Source organism: Thermomonas flagellata (genome assembly GCF_022419185.1).
Lineage (GTDB): Bacteria > Pseudomonadota > Gammaproteobacteria > Xanthomonadales > Xanthomonadaceae > Thermomonas > Thermomonas flagellata.
Map to the genome: position 1 here is coordinate 56,100 of NZ_JAJOZK010000005.1, position 19,604 is coordinate 75,703.

Genomic DNA, 19,604 nt, shown 5'->3' on the forward strand with positions numbered 1-19,604 from the left:
TGCGCGGTCAGCGCACGAACAGGCGCACCATCGCCTCGGCGTGCGCCTCGATCGCGGCCGGATCCTGCGGATCGGTCCGCCACACCCGGCGCACCTCCGGCGCCAGCATGTAGAACAGCGTGGCGCCGCCGACCAGGATGTAGACCAGCGCGGTGACCGAACCGGGCGCGAACACCCCCTCCCGCTGCATGTGCTCGATGAAGGCGCCGGCGGCATGGCTCATGCGGTCCATGTGGGTGTCCGCGGCCCAGCGGAAGCGCTCGGTGTCGCTGCAGCTCTCCTGCACCATCAGGCGCGCATGCTCGGGGTGGCGCGCGAAGTAGTAGACGATCTGGCGGATCGCCTCCGCCGCATAGGTCTTGCGCGCATCGGGCGTGTCCAGCGGCATCTTGGGGAAATTCAGTTCCAGCTCCTGGCGCTCGAACAGGAAGTTCACCGCACTCCGCCACAGGCTTTCCTTGCCGTCGAAGTGGTACTTGATCAGCGCCGGATGGACCCCGGCGCGGCGCGCGATCTCACGCGTCGAGGCGCCTTCGTAGCCCTTCTCGGAGAACTCGATCAGGGCCGCATCGAGGATGCTGGCGCGGGTGGCTTCGCGCTGCAGGGCGCGCTTGTTGCGGTTGCTGTCTGGGCGCGGCATGCCCGGATTGTGCCTGCCGGCCACGGCTGGCGGGAGGGGCTTGCATCCCCGGAAATTTCGTTGTACGAATGAATAACGAAATCGACCAATCCCGGTCGCCCCCGGCAGGTAGAGCAGATGAAGCGGATGCTGCAGGCGCTGGGAGCGATGCCGGCCGCAGGCTGGCGCTGGCTGCGCGCGGCCTCCACTGCGGGGTTGCTGGTGGCCTCCAGTGGCGCGGTCGCGCTCGAGCCGGGCCGGGTGGTGCAGGTCGAGGGCGGACTGCGCTCGTGGGCTGCCTACCTGCCGCACCCGGAACGCGGGATCCCGGCGCATGCGGCCCCGCTGCACGATGCTGCGTTCGCAGGATTGCCGCCAACCCTGATCTTCTCGGCCGAATACGACATCCTGCACGACGAAGCCGAGGTCTATGCGCAGCGCCTGCGCGAGGCCGGGGTCGCGGTCGAACTGGAGCCGGTGGCCGGGGTCAACCACGGGTTCCTCGCGCTCGAGGCGGTGCTGCCGCCGGCCGATGCCGCGATGCGCCGGCTCGGGGCCTGGATCGCACAGCGCCTCGCCTGAGGCGTCGGATGCGGTGCGGTACGCGCCAGGCCGTCAGGCGGGCGGAGCGTGCCGGTGTCGCGGAGGCCACGCCGGCGGAGGAATAAAGAAAACCCGGCGTGCGCCGGGTTTTCGGGGGATGGTGGAGCCAGGGAGGATCGAACTCCCGACCTCGTCATTGCGAACGACGCGCTCTCCCAGCTGAGCTATGGCCCCGTCGGGACGCGCATTATAGGGAGGCCGGGGCCGGCTTGCCAACTGCCAGCAGCGGCGCGAGCTCAGGCTCCAACTGCGCGCGTCGCCAGCCGGACAGGGCCGGGGGCCACGCCGGGCCGTCGAGCAGGGCCTCCAGCAGCCGACGCGGGGCCAGCACGGTCTCCGGCAGGCCGAGCTGTTCGGCCCGGGCACGCACCGCCGCCTGCAGGGCGCGCAGGCGCTCGCGGTCGCGTTCCTCCGCGCGCGCCAGCGGCGCGTCGGCTTCGTCCGCCAGCGGCGTTGCGATCGCGTCCCAGAGCGCGTCGCGCAGGCCGCGCGGGGCCTTGGGGCTGGCGTCGAGCACGCGGTCCAGCGCCGCGCGGTCGCGCGGGGCGGCGCGCGCGAGCGCGACCGCCAGTTCGTTGTCGAGGATCCAGCCGCGCGGGCGGTCCTTCGCGCGCGCCTGCGCGTCGCGCCAACGCAGCAGGCGCAGCAGGCGCCGTTGGCCGGCCTGGTCGAGGAACTGCGCGCTGCGCAGGGCCAGGTGCGGCCAGCGTTCGCCGCCGTCGCCACCGGCCTGGGCGAGCAGGCGGGCGCTGTCCTCGGCTTCCCACTCGCTGCGGCCGAGCGCCTGCAGGCGCTGAGCGAGCTGCGCATGCAGCGCGTGCAGGTGGCGGACGTCGGCGGCGGCATAGTCGAGCTGGGCGGCGCTCAATGGCCGGCGCAGCCAGTCGGAGCGGGTCTCGCCCTTGTCCAGCGTGATGCCGGTGAGCGCCTGCACCAGCTTCTGGTAGCCGAGGCCGGCGCCGAGGCCGGCCAGCGCCGCGGCCTGCTGGGTGTCGAACAGCGGCGCCGGCGACGTGCCGCAGGCGCGGCCGAGCGCGATCAGATCCTCGCTCGGGCTGTGCATGACCTTGAGCACGCCCGGATCCGCCAGCAACCCGGCCAGCACCGGCGCGATCCCGGGGGCCAGGGCATCCACCAGCAGGATGGCATCGTCGGCATCGGCCAGCGCGATCTGCACCAGCGCCAGCTGCGGCCAGTAGGTGCGTTCGCGGATGAACTCGGTGTCCAGCCCGATCACGGGTGGCGGCGCGGCGAGGGCGGCGCGCAGCGCCGCGGGGGTATCGATCCAATGGGGCATCGGCCCATTATGCGGGCGATCGCGTACCCTTGCCCGCATCCGGTGGAGGACGAACGCGGCGTGCGTGCGCATTGGGCGATGTTCCTGCTGCTGGTAGCCGCGGCCAGCGGCTGCCGGCCGGCGCCTGCGCCGCCGGCGACTGCGCCGGCGCAAGCCCAGGCGCCGCCAGCGCCCGGGCGGGTGCAGATCAGCGGTGACGATGCGCTCGCCCAGCTGCTCAGCTGGCGCTTGCCGGAAGTCGTGCTCGCGCCGGGCGAGGTGGCGCGCGCGCGGGCGCAGGCGCGGCGCGCGCTGGCCGCCGGCGACCTGTTCGAACATCCCGACTCGGCGCTGCCGCTGCTGTATGCACTGCGCCGCGCCGATCCCGCCGCCGCCGGCGATGCGCGCCTGCTGGAGGCGGCGCGCTCCGCGCTGCTGCGGCAGGCGGACGCCGCCCTCGCGGCGGCCGACGCCGACCCTGCGGCGTTGCGCGCGGCGCAGCAGCGCGCGGTGGTCGCGCGCCGCCTGTGGCCCGGGCAGGCCGAGACCGAGGCGCTGGAGGCGCGGGTGCTGGCGGCCGAGCAGGCCTGGCAGTGGAACGCGCGCGGCGAGGCCTTGCTGGGGGCGGGCGAGATCGGCGATCCGGCGGCCGGCGAGCCCGGCGGTGCGCTCGCGGCCTTCCGCGCGGCGCTGGCGCTGGCGCCCGGATCGGCGCGCGCGCAGGCCGGATTGGCGGCGATCGAACAGGCCTTGCTCGCGCGTGCGGAAGGCGCGGCGGCCTCCGGCGATTTCGCCGCGGCGGCCGCTGCGCTGCAACAGGCGGCGCGGGTGCGCGGCGCGGCCGGCGCCGCCGCGGTCGCAGCGGCGAAGGCACGGGTGGAGGCCGCGCGCGAGGCGCGCCTGCGCGCGCTGCGCGATGCCGGCCTGATCGCGCTGGCCGATCCGCGCGGGCTCGACGTGGCCCGCGGCCACCTCGCGCAGATGCTGCGGATCGGCGATCCCGCGCATCCGGCCAGCCTCGAGCTGCGCGAGCGCATCGACCTGGCCACCCATTACGGGCTGTTCCGGCCCGGGCAGGTGTTCACCGACGGCCTGGCCGACGGCGCGCGCGGGCCGGAGCTGGTGGTGGTGCCGCACGGCGCGTTCCGCATGGGGTCGCCCGACGACGATCCGGCCGGCAGCGAGCTGGAGCGTCCGCAGCATGCGGTGCGGTTCGAGCGCGGGTTCGCGATGATGCGGCGCGAGGTCACGGTCGGCCAGTTCCGCCGCTTCGTGCAGGCCAGCGGCTACGTGCCGCGCGCGACCCAGCGCGGGCATTCGCTGGTGTACGACGCGCGCAGCGGCAATTTCGTGCGCGCCAGCGGGATCGACTGGCGCTCCGGCTACGACGGCCGCCCGGCGGGCGACGACATGCCGGTGCTGCACGTCGCCGCGCGCGACGCCGAGGCCTACGCCGCCTGGCTGTCGCAGCAGACCGGCGCGCACTACCGGCTGCCGAGCGAGGCCGAGTTCGAATACGCCCTGCGCGCCGGCAGCCGCAGCCGCTGGCCGTGGGGCGATCGGCCGACCCCGCCGGCGGCCAGCGAGAACCTCGCCGGTGCGCGCGACGTCTCGCCGCAGGGCCGGCGCTGGGGCAATGCGGTGCCCGACTATGGCGACGGCTGGTGGGGGCCGGCGCCGGTCGGGAGCTTCGCGCCGAATGCGTTCGGCCTGTACGACATGGACGGCAACGTCAGCGAATGGGTGGCCGACTGCTGGCATGCCGGCTACCGGCGGGCCCCGGCCACCGGCGCGGCCTGGGTCAATCCCGGCTGCCGCAACCGGCTGTACCGCGGCGGCTCCTGGGCGAGCGCGCCGAGCCAGGCGCGCTCGGCCTGGCGTGCGTTCGGCGGGGTGGATGCCACCAATGCGCGGGTCGGCTTCCGGCTGGTGCGTGTATTGTGAGCACAGGCCCGCTGCGCGGGCCGGGGAGGGCGGACATGCGGCAGTATCCCGAGGGCGGTCAGGGCGCGTCGCGGCGCGGATTCGGTGGGCTGCGGGTGTGGGTGCTGGTGCTGTTCGCCGGCTACGCCGCCTGGTACTGGTTCTCCAACCGCAGCATCGACCCGCTGACCGGCGAGGCGGCGGTGATCGACCGCAGCATCTCGCCCGAGGACGAGAAGGCGCTCGGGCTGCAGGCCTACCGCGAGATCCTGCAGCAGGAGCGGCCGCTGGATCCCTCCGCGCCGGCCGCGCGCCAGATCGCCGGCATCATGCAGCGGCTGGTGGCGAAGGTCCCGGCGGTGACCGACGCCGTGGCCGCCGAACACGGCCTGGCGGCCAGCCACGTCGAACGCGGCTTCGACTGGCAGGTGAGCGTGCTGCAGTCCGACCAGGCCAATGCCTTCTGCCTGCCCGGCGGCAAGATGGCGGTCTACACCGGCCTGATCCCGGTCGCGCAGAACGCCGATGCGATGGCGGTGGTGATGGGGCACGAGATCGCGCATGCGCTGCTGCGCCACGGCGCGCAGCGCATGACCCGCGGCCGCCTCGAGCAGCTCGGCCAGCTGGCCGGCGCGATGAGCGGCATGGACCAGGGCACCCTGCAGGCGGTGATGTCGGCCTATGGCTACGGCAGCGCGCTGCCCTACGCGCGCAGCCAGGAGACCCAGGCCGACGAACTGGGCTTGCTGCTGGCGGCCGCCGCCTGCTTCGATCCGGCGGAGGCGATCCCGCTCTGGCAGCGCATGGCGCAGGCGTCAGGCGGGCGCAGCCCGCCCGAATTCGCGTCCACCCATCCCAGCGCCGACACCCGCATCCAGCAGTTGCAGGCGCTGCTGCCGAAAGCGGAGGCCTACCGCGCGCGGTTCTGCACCTCCGCGCCGTCGCCTGCGGTCGCCGCACGCTGAACGCATGCCGCCGCCGGTCGTAGCCACGCCCTGCGACCGTCCCGGCCGGTGCCCCGTCCTGAACTGAACCGTTGCCTGCGCGGTGCGCGGGTCGTCGGCGCGCGCACTTGCGCAGGATCATTCAATGCGTTAATGTGATAGCGCGTTAATACATTGAAGCATGCCCGCACCGTGAAGACCCGCACCCACCTCCCGCCCGGACCCGACGCCGACGCCGGCCTGCGCGCGCTGGCGCAGGTGCTGGCCGCGCTGCGCGATCCGGCTGCGGTCGCGGCCTTCCTGCAGGACCTGTGCACGCCGGCCGAACTGGAGGCGCTCGCCGACCGCTGGAAGGTGGTGCCGCTGCTGCGCGCCGGCACGCCCTACCGCGCGATCCACGACCGCACCGGCGTCAGCGTGACGACCATCGGCCGGGTCGCGCGCACCCTCGAACGCGGCGCCGGCGGCTATGCCGCGGCGCTGGCCACCCTGCCTGCCTCCGACCGAGGTTCCCGATGAGCCCCCCTCCCGCTCCCGGCGTGCGCGAACGCCTGCGCATCGCCATCCAGAAGAACGGCCGCCTCAGCGAACCGGCGCGCGCGCTGCTCGGCAGCTGCGGCCTGTCCTGGCGCGAAAGCCCGGACAAGCTGTTCTGCTACGGCGACAACGCCCCGGTCGATCTCTTGCTGGTGCGCGACGACGACATCCCCGGGCTGATCGACAGCGGCCTGTGCGACCTCGGCATCGTCGGCCGCAACGTGCTGCAGGAACAGGCCAGCGAGCGCCGCCGCGCCGGGCGCGGCGCGAACGTGCGCGAGTGGCGCGCGCTCGGCTTCGGCGGCTGCCGACTGGCGCTGGCGGTGCCGCAGGACTGGGCCTGGCAGGGGCCGGCGCAGCTGCAGGGACGCCGGATCGCCACCTCGTACCCGGCACTCACCCGCGACTGGCTGGACGCCCAGGGCGTGCAGGCGGAGGTGGTGGTGCTGTCGGGCTCGGTCGAGATCGCCCCGCGCCTGGGCCAGGCCGACGTGGTCTGCGACCTGGTCTCCAGCGGCGCGACCCTGGCCGCCAACCAGCTCACCCCGGTGTGCGACCTGCTGCAGAGCGAGGCGGTGCTGGCCGGGCCGGAGGCGGAGCTCGACCCGACCCTGGCCGAGACCGCGCAGATGCTGCTGCGCCGGATCGACGGCGTGCTGCGCATCCGCGACAGCAAGCTGCTGATGTTCCAGGCCCCGCGCGCGGCGCTGGCGGACGTGCTGCGGCTGCTGCCGGACGCCGAACCGCCGACCGCCTATCCGGTCGAGGGCCAGGACCTGCTGGCGATGCAGGCCCTCTGCCATGGGGTGGTGACCTGGCAGCGGCTGGAGGAACTCAAGCGTGCCGGTGCGCGCAGCCTGATGGTGCTGCCGGTGGAGAGGATGCTGGCATGAAGACGATCGACTGGGATGCGCAGGACGCGGCGGCCCGCGCGCAGTTGCTGACTCGCCCGACCCGCGCGCTGGCGCCGGGCGTGCGCGCGCGGGTGGAGGAGGTGATGGCCGACGTGGCCGCGCGCGGCGACGTCGCCCTGCGGGTGCTGACCGAGCACTACGACGGGGTGCGGCTGGAGACGTTCGAGGTCGGCGCGCAGGAGCGCAGTGCGGCGTTCGCGGCGGTCGGCCCGGCCCTGCGCGCGGCGATCGACGAGGCCGCCGCCCGCATCGAGGCCTTCCACCGCGCCGGCATGCCGCGCGCCTACGCGCTCGACACCGCGCCCGGCGTGCGCTGCGAGCGCGTGCTGCGGCCGATCAGCCCGGTCGGGCTGTACGTGCCGGCCGGCAGCGCGCCGCTGCCCTCGACCGCGCTGATGCTGGCGATCCCGGCGCAGCTGGCCGGCTGCGCGCAGATCGTGCTGTGCACCCCGCCGCGCCGCGACGGCAGCGCCGACCCGGCGGTGCTGGTGGCCGCCAGCTACGCGCCGAACGCGCGCATCTTCAAGCTCGGCGGCGCGCAGGCGATCGCCGCGATGAGCTTCGGGACCGCCAGCGTGCCGCGCTGCGAGAAGCTGTTCGGCCCCGGCAACGCCTGGGTGGACGAGGCCAAGCGCCAGGCCGCCGAGCGCCCGGACGGGCCGGCGATCGACATGCCGGCCGGGCCGTCCGAGGTGCTGGTGATCGCCGATGCCGGCGCCAACCCCGCGTTCGTGGCCGCCGACCTGCTGTCGCAGGCCGAGCACGGCCCCGACTCCCAGGTGATCCTGCTCAGCGACGACGCCGGCCTGATCGCCGCGGCCGCCGCCGAGGTCGAGCGCCAACTCGAAACCCTGCCGCGCGCCGCGATCGCGCGCCAGGCGCTGGCGCACTCGCGCCTGATCCGGGTCGCCGACATCGCGCAGGCGGTCGAGCTGAGCAACGACTACGCGCCCGAGCACCTGATCCTGTCGGTGCGCGAGCCGGAGCGCTGGCTGCCGGCGGTGCGCAACGCCGGCACCGTGTTCCTCGGCGACTACACGCCCGAATCGCTGGGCGACTACTGCAGCGGCAGCAACCACGTGCTGCCGACCGGCGGCGCGGCGCGCGCCTGGAGCGGGCTGTCGGTGTCGAGCTTCATGAAGTCGCTGACGGTGCAGCGCGCCAGCCGCGCCGGGATCGGCACGATCGGCCCGTGCGCGGTCACCCTGGCCGAGGCCGAGGGCCTGCACGCGCATGCGCGCGCGGTCCAGCTGCGCCTGGCGGCTGAGGCATGAGTACCGCGGCGAGCACCGCGCAGCGCCTGCTGCGCCCGGACCTGCGCGAGTTCGGCGGCTACCGCAGCGCGCGCAGCAGCCAGGCCAGCGGTCAGGTGTGGCTGAACGCCAATGAATCCGCGCAGGCCTCCAGCGCGGATCCCGGCGGCGGCCTGCGCCGCTACCCGGATCCACAGCCGGCGGCCCTGCGCGAGGCGCTGGCGCGGCTGTACGCGGTCGCGCCGGCGCAGGTGCTGGCGACCCGCGGCAGCGACGAGGGCATCGACCTGCTGCTGCGCGCGTTCTGCGCGCCGGGGCAGGGCGCGATCGTGACCGCGCCGCCGGTGTTCGGCATGTACGCGGTGTGCGCACGCCTGCACGGCGCGCGGGTGGTGGAGGTGCCGGCGGAGGACACCGACGCCGGCTGGCGCAGCGACCTCGATGCGATGGCGCAGGCCGCGCTCGCTGCCGCCGCCAGCCTGGTGTTCGTGTGCGCGCCGGGCAACCCGACCGGGGAGGCGCTGGAGCCGGCCGCGCTGGCCGCGCTGGCCGCGCGCCTCGAGGGCCGGGCGCTGGTGGTGGTCGACGGCGCCTATGCCGAGTACGCCGACGCCGCGGCCGGGGCGGACCTCTTGGCCGCGCACGACAACCTGGTGCTGCTGCGGACCCTGTCCAAGGCGCATGCGCTGGCGGCGGCGCGGATCGGCGCGGTGCTGGCGAGCCGCGAAATCGTCGGCCTGCTGCAGCGCTGCCAGGCGCCGTATCCGCTGGCGCAGCCGGCGGTCGCGGCGGCGCTGGCGGCCCTGCAGCCGGCGGCGCTGGCGGCCACCGCGGCGCGGGTGGCGCAGGCGCGCGCCGAGCGCGCCCGGCTCGCGGCGGCGCTCGCGGCGCTGCCGGCGGTGCGCCGGGTGTATCCCTCGCAGGGCAATTTCCTGCTGGTGCGCTGCGCGCAGGCGCAGGCCGCCTACGACGCGCTGCTGGCGGCCGGGATCGTGGTGCGCGACATGCGCGCCGACCCGCGCCTGGCCGACGCGCTGCGGATCAGCCTCGGCACCCCGGCCGAGAACGACGCGGTCATCGCCGCGCTGGCGGCGCTGCGGAGGGCGGCATGAGCGCGCCGGCGCCGATCCTGTTCGTCGACCGCGACGGCACCCTGATCGAGGAGCCGGCGGATTTCCAGATCGACGCCTACCCGAAGCTGCGCTTCGTGCAGGGCGTGATCCCGGCGCTGCTGCGCCTGCGCGACGCCGGCTGGCAGTTCGTGATGGTCAGCAACCAGGACGGCCTCGGCACCCCGGCGTTCCCGGAGGAAGCGTTCGCCGGGCCGCATGCGCTGATGCTGCAGGTGTTCGAGAGCCAAGGCATCCGCTTCCGCGAGGTGCTGATCGACCGCAGCTTCCCGCACGAGCAGCTACCGACCCGCAAGCCCGGCATCGGCCTGGTCCTGCACCTGCTCAAGGACCGCGGGATCGACTGGGCGCGCAGCGCGATGGTGGGCGACCGCGACACCGACCTCGCGTTCGCCGCCAACCTCGGCATCCGCGGCTTCAAGCTGGCCAGCCCGCAGTTCGGCGACGGCCTGGACTGGGCGGCGGTCGCGCACGCGCTGGTGGATGCGCCGCGCACCGCGCGCGTGCAGCGGCGCACGCGCGAGACCGAGATCGCGGTGGAACTCGACCTCGACGCCGCCTGCCCGCCGCAGGTGGCCACCGGGCTCGGCTTCTTCGACCACATGCTGGAGCAGCTGGGCACCCACGGCGGCTTCGGCCTGCGCCTGCAGTGCCGCGGCGACCTCCACATCGACGAGCACCACACCGTGGAAGACTGCGCGCTGGCGCTCGGCCAGGCCCTGCGCGAGGCGCTCGGCGACAAGCGCGGGATCGGCCGCTACGGCTTCACCCTGCCGATGGACGAGGCGCAGGCGAGTGCGGTGCTCGACCTGTCCGGACGGCCGTGGTTCGCGTTCGAGGGGGGCTTCGCGCGCGAGCGCGTGGGCGACCTGCCGACCGAGCTGGTGCCGCATTTCTTCCATTCCCTGTGCCAGGCCGGTGGCATCACCCTGCACCTGGCGGTGCGCGGCGACAACGCGCACCACCAGGTCGAGGCCTGCTTCAAGGCGGTCGCGCGCGCCCTGCGCCAGGCGCTACGGCGCGAGGCCGGCGGCGCGCTGCCCAGCAGCAAGGGCGTGCTGTGAGGCGGGGGCGGGCGGCATGAGCGCACTGGTGATGGTGGATGCCGGCGGCGCCAACCTCGGCTCGGTGCGCGCGGCGCTGGAGCGGCTGGGCGCCACCCCGGAGCTGACCCGCGACCCGGCGCGGATCGCGGCGGCCGAGCGCCTGCTGCTGCCGGGCGTGGGCGCGGCGGCGCCGGTGATGGCGATCCTGCGCGAACACGGGCTGGTGCCGGCGCTGCGCGAGGCGGTGTTCGCGCGCGGGGTGCCGCTGCTGGGCATCTGCATCGGCATGCAGGTGTTGTTCGAGCACAGCGAGGAGGGCGCGGTGGACGGCCTGGGCTGGCTGCCGGGGCGCGTGCGCCGGCTGCCCGCCGCGCCCGGCCTGCGCCTGCCGCACATGGGCTGGAACGCGCTGCAGCCACGGCGCGAGCATCCGCTGCTGGACGGCATCGCGGCTGGGCAGCAGGCCTACTTCGTGCACAGCTACGCGGCGGACCCCGGCGCGGACACGCTGGCCACCTGCAGCCACGGGCGCGAGTTCGCGGCGCTGGTGGCGCGCGCCAACCTCGCCGGGGTGCAGTTCCATCCCGAGCGCTCGGGCGCGGTCGGTGCGCGCCTGCTCGCCAACTTCCTGCGCTGGAGCCCGGCATGAGCTTCGCCCCCATTCCCGCGATCGACGTGCGCGCCGGCCGCGTGGTGCGGCTGGCGCAGGGCGACTACGCCCGCCAGACCGAGTACGCAGCCGACCCGCTGGCCCAGGCCGAGGCCTATGCCGCGGCCGGCGCGCGCTGGCTGCACCTGGTGGACTTGGACGCGGCGCGCGCCGGCGGCTATACCCTGCTGCCGCTGCTGCGCCGGATCGTCGCCGCCACTGGCCTCCACGTGCAGACCGGCGGCGGCGTGCGCGGCGATGGCGACGTGGCCGCGCTGCTCGAGGCCGGCGCGGCGCGGGTGGTGGTCGGGTCGCTGGCGGTGCGCGAGCCGCAGCGGGTGGCCGGCTGGCTGCGCGCCCACGGCGGCGGGCGCCTGGTGCTGGCGCTGGACGCACGCTGCGACGCGGACGGCGTCTGGCGGGTACCGGTGCACGGCTGGACCGAGGCCACCGGCGCCACCCTCGACGGCCTGCTCGGGTTCTACCGCGACCACGGCGCGCAGCACGTGCTGTGCACCGACATCGACCGCGACGGCATGCTCGCCGGCCCCAACCTCGCACTCTACCGCTGGCTGCGGCAGGCCTGGCCGACGCTGGCGCTGCAGGCCTCCGGCGGCATCCGCGACGCCGGCGACGTCGCCGCGGTGCGCGCACTCGGCTGCAGCGCGGCCATCCTCGGGCGCGCCCTGCTGGAGGGACGGCTGGCGCTGGCCGAGGTGCTGGCGGCGGAGGCGGCGGCATGCTGAGCCGGCGCATCATCCCCTGCCTGGACGTGCGCGGCGGGCGGGTGGTCAAGGGCGTGCGCTTCCGCGACCACGTGGACATGGGCGCGATCGAGGAGCTCGCCCTGCGCTACCGCGACGCCGGCGCCGACGAGCTGGTGTTCTACGACATCGGCGCCAGCCCGGAGGGGCGCGCGGTGGACGTGGACTGGGTGCGGCGGGTCTCCGACCTGCTCGACATCCCGTTCTGCGTGGCCGGCGGCATCGACGGGGTGGAGCGCGCGCGCGCGGTGCTGCACGCCGGCGCCGACAAGGTCTCGATCAACACCCCGGCGCTGCAGCAGCCCGGCCTGGTGGACGCGCTGGCCGCCGAGTTCGGCAGCCAGTGCGTGGTGCTCGGCATCGATTCGGTGCGCGACCCGGACGGGGAATGGCGGGTGCGCAGCTACACCGGCGACCCAGCGCGCACCCGCAGCGAGGGCCGGCGCACCCTGGACTGGGTGCGCGAGGTGCAGCAGCGCGGCGCCGGCGAGATCGTCCTCAACTGCATGGGCAGCGACGGCGTGCGTGCCGGCTACGACATCCCCCAGCTGCAGGCGGTGCGCGCGGTGTGCACGGTGCCGCTGGTGGCCTCCGGCGGGGCCGGTGCGCCCGACCACTTCGTCGCGGTGTTCCGCGAGGCCGACGTCGATGCCGCGCTCGCCGCCAGCGTCTTCCATACCGGGGCGATCGCGATCCCGGATCTCAAGGACCACCTGTCCGCCCATGGCATCGAGGTGCGCCGTGCCTGAATCACCGACCTTCGATCCGGCCGCACTGGCCTGGGAGCGCATGGGCGGGCTGCTGCCCGCGGTGGTGCAGGACGCCGCCAGCCTGCGCGTGCTGATGCTCGGCTACATGAACCGCGAGGCGCTGCAGGCCACCCTCGAGCGCGGGCGGGTCACCTTCTTCAGCCGCAGCAAGGGTCGCCTGTGGACCAAGGGCGAGCAGAGCGGGCATGTGCTGGAACTGGTCGCGATCGCGCCCGACTGCGACGGCGACGCCCTGCTGGTGCAGGCGCGCCCGCGTGGGCCGACCTGCCACACCGGGCGCACCAGCTGCTTCCCCGCGGCGCCGGGCGATGCGGTGGCGGAGCTGGACGCGGTGGTCGCCGCGCGCCTGGTCGAGGCGCCGGCCGGCAGCTACACCCGGCGCCTGCTCGATGCCGGCCTGGCGCGGATCGCGCAGAAGGTCGGCGAGGAGGGCGTGGAGACCGCGCTGGCGGCGGTCACCGCGGACGATGTCGCGCTGCGCGGCGAGGCCGCCGACCTCGTCTACCACCTGCTGGTGTTGCTGCGCGCGCGCGGGCTGGACTGGGACGCGGTGCGCGCGGAACTGGCGCGGCGGGCGCGGCCGGCGCCCGGCTGAGCAGGCAGATCAGCGCGGCTTGCCGCCGACCCCGGCGTCGCGCGGACGAGGGCCGCTGCCTGCGCCGGGGGCGCCGCCCATCCCGGACAGCAGGTTCTTCTGGAACTCCTTCCACAGCTCCATGTTGCGCTCGGTGAGCTGGTTGAGCATCGCCCACGGGGTCTGCCCGAGCAGCCCGCCCATCTGCTGGCGGAACTGCTGCTGCTGGTCCAGGAACAGCTGCATCGAGCGCTCCAGGTAGTTGCCCATGAAGCCCTGCAGGGAGTCGCCGTAGAACCGGATCAGCTGGCTGAGCAGTTGGGTGGATAGCATCGGCTGCCCCTCCTGCTCGTGCTCGGCGATGATCTGCAGCAGGACCTGGCGGGTCAGGTCCTCCCCGGTCTTGGCGTCGCGCACCTCGAAGGCCTCGCCGTCCACGATCAGCTGGCGCACGTCCTCGATCGTGATGTAGCTGGAGATCTCGGTGTCGTACAGGCGGCGGTTCGGGTACTTCTTGATGATCCGGGTCGCGCTCATCGAGCAAACACTCTAGGGACGTGCGCCGCAGCATGGCGCAGTGCAACAGGGGTTGCAAGCGACCGCCGCGACGCGGATCCGGCGCGGATACCCGCGGGGGTAAGGCCGCATTGTCCGGCGGTCGGGCCGGGGCTTGGCCGGTGCGGAAAGCGGCCTGCGTTTATGCCGGCGAACGCCGGCATCGGCACGCGGGCGTAGGAGACTTCGATGGCGCATTTCCATGTCTGGCCCGCCGGTTCGCGGGTCTCTGGGCAGACGCTGCAGGTCAGCGGTCCGATCGACATCGGGCTGTGGGGGTATCTCGCCTCGGCGCAGCGCGAATACGAGGTGGTGGTGCGGCAGGGCGCGGCGGCTTGCGAGCGCGGCCGCATCGCCGGCAACAGCCGCCTGTGGCAGGTGCGGGCGCAGGCAAGCGGACCGGTGCGGCTGGAAGCGCGCGCCCCCGACGGCAGCGTGGTGGACTGGGTGGTGCTGGAGTTCATGGCCAGAAATGCGGTCGCCGCGATGCGCCGGCGCGCGCTGGTCGAGGAGGCCCGCCGCCACATCGGCGCGCACTACCTCTGGGGCGCGGCCGGGGCGCGCCCGGGTTGTAGTGACGGCATGCCGCTGCGCCCCGACGGCGTGACCATGCACCGCCCCCAGCTCGACGCGGCGCGCCCGCGGCTGCACGCCGCCTGTTCCAACTTCACCGACCTGCACGTGTGCGCCGGGCGTTCGGCGCGGGCCGGCGGGCGCTGGCTGCCGCCGAACGACCGCGCGCTGGCGCGCTACCTGGACGGCCTGCGCGGACAGCCGCCGGAGGCGTGGACGCCGCTGGAGGGCCGCCTGTGGCCGCGCCATATCATCGGCTCCAGCCTGCGCCCGACCCCCGGCGAGGGCATCGTGCTGGGCGAGGCCTGCGAGAACATCCGCCACTTCGACTGCGTCGGCTTCATCAATTACTGCATGTCGATCTCGCAGCTACAACCAACTCAGAAGTCGATCGCGGCGTGGGACCACAAGACCACGCTGGTGCTGGACGGCACCGCCGAGCCTGGCGATCTGCTGGTCTCGCCGGACCTGAGGCACATCGGCATCGACGCCGGCAACGGGCGCATGCTGCACGCGGAGGGCTCGCTGTCCGGCGTGGTCGAGACGCCGCAGCCGCGCGGCTGGCGCCGGCACCGGGTGATCTGAGTCTGATCGGAGCTGGGCGGGCGCGACGGCCGCCTCACCAGCCCATGTGGTGGCCGCCGTTGATGTCGAGGTTGGAGCCGGTGATCCAGCCGGCCTGCTCGTCCACCAGGAAGGCCACGCCGTGGGCGATCTCCTCCGGGGTGCCGAGGCGGCCGGTCGGGATGTCGGCGATGATCTTGGCGCGCACCTCCTCCGGCACCGCCATCACCATGTCGGTGGCGATGTAGCCGGGGGAGATGGTGTTCACGGTGATGCCGTTGCGCGCGTTCTCGCGCGCCAGCGAGATGGTGAAGCCGTGCATGCCGGCCTTGGACGCCGCGTAGTTGGCCTGCCCGTACTGGCCCTTGAGGCCGTTGATCGAGCTGATCTGGATGATCCGGCCCCACTTGCGCGCGCGCATGCCCTCGATCACCGGACGGGTGACGTTGAAGCAGGAATTGAGGTTGGTGTTGATCACCTCCAGCCACTGCTGCGCGGTCATCTTGTGGAAGGTGGTGTCGCGGGTGATGCCGGCGTTGTTGACGAGGATCTCGACCGGCCCGAGCGCCGCCTCCACCGCCTGCACCATCGCCGCCGCCTCGTCCGGGGAGGTGACGTCGCCGCGCGCGATGAACACCTCGCAGCCCTCGTCGCGTAGCCTCTGCTGCCAGGCGCGCGCCTTCTCCTCGTTGCGGTAGTTGGTGGCGACCCGGTGGCCCATCGCCGCCAGGCGCTTGACGATGGCGGTGCCGATGCCGCCGGTGCCGCCGGTGACCAGTGCGACTCGGGACGTCATGCCGTGCTCCTTGCGTGCGGAAGGGTGGGCCGATTCTAGGGGGCGCCGGTGGCGTCCGTGTTGTGCAGTGCCGCGGATGCCGGCACCGGCCCGCGCGGGATGGCCTCCGCGCGGAACGCGGCCGGCGCCGCGGCGAGCCAGGCCTCGAGGCGCACGGCCGGAAGCGGGGCCTGGCCCAGCGCCGCCCACAGCGCGCGCAGCAGCGGCAGCGGCCGCGCGGGATCGACCGCGAGCGCGCCCTCGGACTTGGACAGCTTGCGGCCGTCCGCGCCGACCAGCAGCGGCAGGTGCAGGTAGCGCGGGGTGGGCAGGCCGAGCGCGCGCTGCAGCAGGATCTGGCGCGGGGTGGAGTCGAGCAGGTCGGCGCCGCGCACCACCTCGGTGATGCCCTGCGCGGCATCGTCTACCACCACCGCCAGCTGGTAGGCCCATAGGCCGTCAGCGCGGCGCAGCACGAAGTCGCCCACCGCCAGATCCACCCGCTGTTCGATGCGGCCGTGCACGGCGTCCTCGAACGCCACCGTGCAGCCGTCCGCGACCCGCAGCCGGATCGCCGGGTCCGGGCGCCGCGCGCGCGCCACGCAGGCGCGGTGGATGCCCCCGGTGGCCGCGAGGTCCGCACGGCTGCAGTGGCATTCGAAGGCGAGGCCGGCGTCCAGCAGGCGCTCGAGCGCGGCCTGGTAGCGGGCACTGCGCCGGCTCTGCCGGATCACCGCGCCGTCCGGGTGCAGGCCGAACGCGGCCAGGGTGGCCAGCTGCACCTGCGCCGCGCCGGGCACCTCGCGCGGCGGGTCGAGGTCCTCGATGCGCACCCGCCATTGGCCACCGGCGCGGCGTGCCCGCAGCCAGCTGCCGAGCGCAGCCAACAGCGAGCCGGCATGCAGCGGTCCGGTCGGCGAGGGCGCGAAGCGGCCGCGGTAGCCGGCGCCGTTCATGCCGGGTGCGGCTTGAAGCCGTCGCCGGCCGGCCATACTGTCCGAATACGATCTCCGACGAGCTGCAGAGGACGAGGGCCGATGTTCAAGCGAGTGTTCCTGTTCCTGGCGACCAACCTGGCCGTGCTGGCGCTGGTCAGTATCGTCATGTCGATCCTCGGGGTGAACCCGCAGGCGTTCGGTGGGCTGCTGGTGATGGCGGCGCTGTTCGGCTTCGGCGGCGCGTTCGTGTCCCTGCTGATGTCCAAGTGGGTGGCCAAGCGCACCACCGGCGCGCACGTGATCGCGCAGCCGTCCAACGAGGTCGAGCGCTGGCTGGTGGACACCGTGCGCCGGCAGGCCGAGGCGGCCGGGATTGGCATGCCCGAGGTGGCGATCTACGACGCCCCGGAGATCAACGCCTTCGCCACCGGCGCCGACCGCAACAACGCGCTGGTGGCGGTGTCCACCGGCCTGCTGCGGGCGATGGACCGCGACGAGGCCGAGGCGGTGCTCGGGCACGAGGTCAGCCACGTGGCCAACGGCGACATGGTGACCATGGCCTTGCTGCAGGGCGTGCTCAACACCTTCGTGATCGTGCTGTCGCGGGTGGTCGGGCGGGTCATCGACGGCTACCTGGGCAACCGCGACGGCTATGGCATCGGCTACTACGTCAGCGTGTTCGTGCTGGACATGGTGTTCGGCCTGTTCGCCTCGATGATCGCGATGTGGTTCTCGCGCTACCGCGAGTTCCGCGCCGATGCCGGCGGCGCCGCCCTGGCCGGGCGCCACAAGATGATCGCCGCGCTGGAGCGGCTGGCGCAGACCTACGGCGAGAGCACCCTGCCCAAGCAGGTGGCGGCGTTCGGCATCAGCGGCGGGATCGGCCACGGCCTGCGCCGGCTGCTGATGAGCCATCCGCCGCTGGAGGAGCGGATCGCCGCCCTGCGCAACGCCTCCCCGGAGGCCCTGCGCGAGGGCCTGGCGGCCTGAGAGCCTGCGGCCCCGCTGCGCGTGCACCACGACGCCCGCCACCCGGCGGGCGTCGCGTTTTCGGGCCTAGCGGCGCGGGCGCGGCCGGCTCAGCTGAAGTCGTAGTTCATCTCGGGCCCGCGCGGGGCCAGGAAGTCGCCCTGCACGTAGTCGACCCCGGCGGAGAACAGCAGGGTCATGCTGGCGGCGTCCTGCACACGGTCGGCGATCACCCGCATGCCCTGCGGCGCGGCGGCCCCGGCGATGCTGCGCACCTGCTGCTGCGACTGCGGATTGCGGGCGAGGTCGGCCATCAGCTGCGGGTCCAGCCGCACCAGGCCGGGTGCCACGTGCGCCAGCAACTGCAGCGAGTTGAGCCCGGCCCCGAAGCGGTCGAGCGCGACCTGCACCCCGTGCGCGCCGAGCCCGGCGATGAACTCCTGGCCCTCGCGCAGGCTGGTGAACAGCTTGGATTCGGGAATCGCCAGCACCAGCAACTCGCCGGGAACCCCGGCGGCGGCCAGGCGCTCGGCGACGTAGCCGGGCAGCAACGGGTCCTGCAGGCTGTCCTGCGAGACCGCCAGCAGCAGCCGGGTGTGGCGGCCGCCCGCCAGCCGCTGTCCGATCAGCGCCACCGCGCGCGCGATCGCCCAGCGGTCGATCGCGCCGAGCAGGCCGTGCTCCTCGGCGATCGGCAGGTATTCGTCCGGCGCCACCGGGGCGTCGTCGCTGCCGCGCAGGCGTAGGGTCAGCTCGTACAGCTCGCGGCCGTCGCCCTGCAGGGCGATGATCGGCTGGAACTCGGGCTCGAAGCCATCCTCTGCGATCGCCTGGCGGATGCGCGCGACCCAGGCCGCGATCCGCGCCTGTTCGGCGCGGTCCATGGCGCCGGGGTCGAACAGCTCGATCCGGTTGCCGCCGACCGCCAGCGCGGCGGCCACGCCCTGGCTGGCGCGCGCCAGCACCTGGCTGGTGCTGGCGATCTTCTCGCCGATCTGCACGCCGCCGAGGCTGACGGTCACATTGAGCGAATGCTCGCCGACCTCCAGCACGTGGCCGAGGAAGTCCTGGCGCACGCGCTCGGCCAGCGCGCTGGTCGCGGCATGGTCGCTGCCGTTGGCCAGCAGCGCCAGCTGGCGCTCGCCGAAGCGGGCCACCATCGCGTCGGGGGCGGCCTGCTGCAGGCGCGCGCCGACCGCGGCCAGCAGGCGGTCGGCGGCATCCAGCCCGATCACGTCGAGCAGGGTGCCCATGTGGTCCGGTTCGACCAGCAGCAGCGCGTGCTGGCCGCCGTGCGCGGCGGCGTCGGCGACCGCCGCGTCCAGCGCGGCGATGAACGCCGGCCGGTTGTAGAGCCCGGTCGCGGGGTCGCGCTGGCGCAGCTCCTCCAGCTGGCGCGCCAACTCCGGGTCGTGCTCGGCGGCCTGGCGGCGGAAGATCACCTGCAGGCAGGGCTCGCCCTCGTACTGCGCCGGGGTGAATTCCATCACCGCCGGGAAGTCGCGGCCCTCGGCGTCGCGCGCGGTCAGCTCGTAGCGCGGTGGCGGCGGTTCCCCGCGCGAGAGCTGCCGGAGCAGTTGCTTGAAGCCGGCCACGTGCGCGGGCGCGACCAGGTCCAGCAGCGACATGCCCTCGATGTCCTCGAACGCGGCGAAGCCGAACATCTCCAGGTAGGCCTGGTTGGCGCGGATGTGCATGCCCTCGTGGATGTAGGCGATCGGGTCGCGCGAGGAGTCGATCAGGGCATCGCAGCGGCGCTCGCTCTCGCGCAGCTGCGCCTCCAGCCGGCGCTGCGAGCGGCGCGCGTCGAGGTCCTGCCAGGCGGCGCGCACGGCGCGCAGCAGCTGCTGCGGGCGCCCGCGCAGGGCCACCCCGTGCGCGCCCGCGGCCTGGATCGCGTCGAGCAGGTCGTCGTTCACGCCGTCCAAGACCGCCAGCAGGGGTACGTCGCGCCCGCTGCCGGCGACCACCGCCGCGACCTCTGCGAACGGCAGCTGGTGGGAGGCGTATTCGGCCAGCACCAGATCCACCGCGCCGGCCTGCTGGAGGGCGGCGGCGAGGGCGTCGAGGGTCTCGGCGCGGGTCGGGCGCACCGCGATCCCGGCGTTGCGCAGGCTGCTGACGATCGCCTCGGCTTCGTTGACCTGGTCGTCCACCAGAAGCAGGCGCAGGGCGGTGTCCTTGCCGATGACCATGGGCGCGGGGCTGTGGGCGTTGCGCGCAGGCTA

20 protein-coding genes and 1 tRNA gene are annotated in these 19,604 nt (G+C 74.2%); 14 read left to right on the forward strand and 7 right to left on the reverse strand.

Going from position 1 to position 19,604, the window contains the following annotated elements:
- Positions 1-7: 7 nt before the first annotated feature.
- Positions 8-640, reverse strand: coding sequence for a TetR family transcriptional regulator (locus ML340_RS06270; protein WP_240097806.1), 633 nt, complete (start codon positions 638-640; stop codon positions 8-10).
- 117 nt (positions 641-757) lie between these two features.
- Here ML340_RS06270 and ML340_RS06275 point away from each other — a divergent pair, with 117 nt between their 5' ends.
- On the forward strand, positions 758-1,201 hold the full coding sequence (locus ML340_RS06275; RefSeq protein ID WP_240097809.1) for an alpha/beta hydrolase fold domain-containing protein: 444 nt from the start codon (positions 758-760) through the stop codon (positions 1,199-1,201).
- A 119-nt stretch (positions 1,202-1,320) separates the two neighbouring features.
- On the opposite strand, the gene ML340_RS06280 is transcribed toward ML340_RS06275, so the two are convergent.
- Positions 1,321-1,396: transfer RNA gene (locus ML340_RS06280), tRNA-Ala, on the reverse strand.
- A gap of 13 nt (positions 1,397-1,409) precedes the next feature.
- Positions 1,410-2,519 carry a ribonuclease D gene (gene rnd, locus ML340_RS06285; RefSeq protein ID WP_240097811.1) on the reverse strand — a complete coding sequence of 370 codons (1,110 nt, stop codon included), beginning with the start codon at positions 2,517-2,519 and terminating at the stop codon, positions 1,410-1,412.
- A gap of 78 nt (positions 2,520-2,597) precedes the next feature.
- On the opposite strand from rnd, the gene ML340_RS06290 reads away from it, so the two are divergent.
- The 11 genes from ML340_RS06290 (at position 2,598) to hisIE (ending at position 13,023) form a co-directional block, all read left to right on the forward strand.
- The gene (locus ML340_RS06290) at positions 2,598-4,442 is read left to right on the forward strand and encodes a formylglycine-generating enzyme family protein (RefSeq protein ID WP_275672648.1); all 1,845 of its coding nucleotides are present in this window, start codon (positions 2,598-2,600) and stop codon (positions 4,440-4,442) included.
- A gap of 35 nt (positions 4,443-4,477) precedes the next feature.
- A complete protein-coding gene (locus ML340_RS06295) occupies positions 4,478-5,386 on the forward strand; it encodes a M48 family metallopeptidase (RefSeq protein WP_240097815.1) in 909 nt (302 codons plus the stop codon).
- 171 nt (positions 5,387-5,557) lie between these two features.
- A complete protein-coding gene (locus tag ML340_RS06300; protein ID WP_240097817.1) occupies positions 5,558-5,884 on the forward strand; it encodes a YerC/YecD family TrpR-related protein in 327 nt (108 codons plus the stop codon).
- Positions 5,881-6,795, forward strand: a complete 915-nt coding sequence (gene hisG / locus ML340_RS06305; RefSeq protein WP_240097819.1) for an ATP phosphoribosyltransferase — start codon at positions 5,881-5,883, stop codon at positions 6,793-6,795. Before ML340_RS06300 ends, hisG begins: the two co-directional genes overlap by 4 nt.
- On the forward strand, positions 6,792-8,090 hold the full coding sequence (gene hisD / locus ML340_RS06310) for a histidinol dehydrogenase (protein ID WP_240097821.1): 1,299 nt from the start codon (positions 6,792-6,794) through the stop codon (positions 8,088-8,090). Before hisG ends, hisD begins: the two co-directional genes overlap by 4 nt.
- Positions 8,087-9,181, forward strand: coding sequence for a histidinol-phosphate transaminase (gene hisC, locus ML340_RS06315; RefSeq protein ID WP_240097823.1), 1,095 nt, complete (start codon positions 8,087-8,089; stop codon positions 9,179-9,181). The genes hisD and hisC overlap by 4 nt, the downstream gene beginning before the upstream one ends.
- Positions 9,178-10,263, forward strand: a complete 1,086-nt coding sequence (gene hisB / locus ML340_RS06320; protein ID WP_240097825.1) for a bifunctional histidinol-phosphatase/imidazoleglycerol-phosphate dehydratase HisB — start codon at positions 9,178-9,180, stop codon at positions 10,261-10,263. The genes hisC and hisB overlap by 4 nt, the downstream gene beginning before the upstream one ends.
- A 16-nt stretch (positions 10,264-10,279) precedes the next feature.
- The gene (gene hisH / locus ML340_RS06325; protein ID WP_240097834.1) at positions 10,280-10,894 is read left to right on the forward strand and encodes an imidazole glycerol phosphate synthase subunit HisH; all 615 of its coding nucleotides are present in this window, start codon (positions 10,280-10,282) and stop codon (positions 10,892-10,894) included.
- The gene (locus ML340_RS06330; RefSeq protein WP_240097836.1) at positions 10,891-11,640 is read left to right on the forward strand and encodes a 1-(5-phosphoribosyl)-5-[(5-phosphoribosylamino)methylideneamino]imidazole-4-carboxamide isomerase; all 750 of its coding nucleotides are present in this window, start codon (positions 10,891-10,893) and stop codon (positions 11,638-11,640) included. Before hisH ends, ML340_RS06330 begins: the two co-directional genes overlap by 4 nt.
- Complete coding sequence (gene hisF, locus ML340_RS06335) at positions 11,634-12,407, forward strand: imidazole glycerol phosphate synthase subunit HisF (RefSeq protein WP_240097838.1); 774 nt, start codon at positions 11,634-11,636, stop codon at positions 12,405-12,407. Before ML340_RS06330 ends, hisF begins: the two co-directional genes overlap by 7 nt.
- A 40-nt stretch (positions 12,408-12,447) precedes the next feature.
- Positions 12,448-13,023, forward strand: coding sequence for a bifunctional phosphoribosyl-AMP cyclohydrolase/phosphoribosyl-ATP diphosphatase HisIE (gene hisIE / locus ML340_RS06340; protein ID WP_240098047.1), 576 nt, complete (start codon positions 12,448-12,450; stop codon positions 13,021-13,023).
- A gap of 9 nt (positions 13,024-13,032) precedes the next feature.
- Here hisIE and phaR read toward each other — a convergent pair whose 3' ends face one another.
- Positions 13,033-13,539: a polyhydroxyalkanoate synthesis repressor PhaR gene (phaR, locus tag ML340_RS06345; protein ID WP_240097840.1), complete on the reverse strand. Its 507-nt coding sequence runs from the start codon at positions 13,537-13,539 to the stop codon at positions 13,033-13,035.
- 207 nt (positions 13,540-13,746) lie between these two features.
- On the opposite strand from phaR, the gene ML340_RS06350 reads away from it, so the two are divergent.
- A complete protein-coding gene (locus ML340_RS06350; RefSeq protein ID WP_240097842.1) occupies positions 13,747-14,715 on the forward strand; it encodes an NlpC/P60 family protein in 969 nt (322 codons plus the stop codon).
- Between the two features lie 34 nt (positions 14,716-14,749).
- Here the strand turns inward: ML340_RS06350 and phbB are convergent, their stop codons facing one another.
- Together phbB and gluQRS are read right to left on the reverse strand one after the other, a co-directional pair.
- On the reverse strand, positions 14,750-15,490 hold the full coding sequence (gene phbB, locus ML340_RS06355) for an acetoacetyl-CoA reductase (RefSeq protein WP_240097844.1): 741 nt from the start codon (positions 15,488-15,490) through the stop codon (positions 14,750-14,752).
- A 35-nt stretch (positions 15,491-15,525) separates the two neighbouring features.
- Positions 15,526-16,425 (reverse strand): tRNA glutamyl-Q(34) synthetase GluQRS, encoded by a 900-nt coding sequence (gene gluQRS, locus ML340_RS06360; protein ID WP_240097845.1) that lies wholly within the window; start codon positions 16,423-16,425, stop codon positions 15,526-15,528.
- A gap of 81 nt (positions 16,426-16,506) precedes the next feature.
- Between gluQRS and htpX the strand changes: the two genes are divergently transcribed.
- Complete coding sequence (gene htpX / locus ML340_RS06365) at positions 16,507-17,397, forward strand: protease HtpX (RefSeq protein WP_240097847.1); 891 nt, start codon at positions 16,507-16,509, stop codon at positions 17,395-17,397.
- Positions 17,398-17,486: 89 nt separating this feature from the next.
- Here htpX and ML340_RS06370 read toward each other — a convergent pair whose 3' ends face one another.
- Entirely contained in the window at positions 17,487-19,571 is a 2,085-nt protein-coding gene (locus ML340_RS06370) for an EAL domain-containing protein (RefSeq protein WP_240097850.1), read from the reverse strand.
- Between the last annotated feature and the right edge of the window lie 33 nt (positions 19,572-19,604).

Bases quoted from the DNA above. Each gene is read 5' to 3' on its own strand.
- ML340_RS06270 (WP_240097806.1), bottom strand. From the start codon at position 640: ATGCCGCGCCCAGACAGCAACCGCAACAAGCGCGCCCTGCAGCGCGAA.
- ML340_RS06275 (WP_240097809.1), top strand. From the start codon at position 758: ATGAAGCGGATGCTGCAGGCGCTGGGAGCGATGCCGGCCGCAGGCTGG.
- rnd (WP_240097811.1), bottom strand. From the start codon at position 2,519: ATGCCCCATTGGATCGATACCCCCGCGGCGCTGCGCGCCGCCCTCGCC.
- ML340_RS06290 (WP_275672648.1), top strand. From the start codon at position 2,598: ATGTTCCTGCTGCTGGTAGCCGCGGCCAGCGGCTGCCGGCCGGCGCCT.
- ML340_RS06295 (WP_240097815.1), top strand. From the start codon at position 4,478: ATGCGGCAGTATCCCGAGGGCGGTCAGGGCGCGTCGCGGCGCGGATTC.
- hisG (WP_240097819.1), top strand. From the start codon at position 5,881: ATGAGCCCCCCTCCCGCTCCCGGCGTGCGCGAACGCCTGCGCATCGCC.
- hisD (WP_240097821.1), top strand. From the start codon at position 6,792: ATGAAGACGATCGACTGGGATGCGCAGGACGCGGCGGCCCGCGCGCAG.
- hisC (WP_240097823.1), top strand. From the start codon at position 8,087: ATGAGTACCGCGGCGAGCACCGCGCAGCGCCTGCTGCGCCCGGACCTG.
- hisB (WP_240097825.1), top strand. From the start codon at position 9,178: ATGAGCGCGCCGGCGCCGATCCTGTTCGTCGACCGCGACGGCACCCTG.
- hisH (WP_240097834.1), top strand. From the start codon at position 10,280: ATGAGCGCACTGGTGATGGTGGATGCCGGCGGCGCCAACCTCGGCTCG.
- ML340_RS06330 (WP_240097836.1), top strand. From the start codon at position 10,891: ATGAGCTTCGCCCCCATTCCCGCGATCGACGTGCGCGCCGGCCGCGTG.
- hisF (WP_240097838.1), top strand. From the start codon at position 11,634: ATGCTGAGCCGGCGCATCATCCCCTGCCTGGACGTGCGCGGCGGGCGG.
- hisIE (WP_240098047.1), top strand. From the start codon at position 12,448: ATGGGCGGGCTGCTGCCCGCGGTGGTGCAGGACGCCGCCAGCCTGCGC.
- phaR (WP_240097840.1), bottom strand. From the start codon at position 13,539: ATGAGCGCGACCCGGATCATCAAGAAGTACCCGAACCGCCGCCTGTAC.
- ML340_RS06350 (WP_240097842.1), top strand. From the start codon at position 13,747: ATGGCGCATTTCCATGTCTGGCCCGCCGGTTCGCGGGTCTCTGGGCAG.
- phbB (WP_240097844.1), bottom strand. From the start codon at position 15,490: ATGACGTCCCGAGTCGCACTGGTCACCGGCGGCACCGGCGGCATCGGC.
- gluQRS (WP_240097845.1), bottom strand. From the start codon at position 16,425: ATGAACGGCGCCGGCTACCGCGGCCGCTTCGCGCCCTCGCCGACCGGA.
- htpX (WP_240097847.1), top strand. From the start codon at position 16,507: ATGTTCAAGCGAGTGTTCCTGTTCCTGGCGACCAACCTGGCCGTGCTG.
- ML340_RS06370 (WP_240097850.1), bottom strand. From the start codon at position 19,571: ATGGTCATCGGCAAGGACACCGCCCTGCGCCTGCTTCTGGTGGACGAC.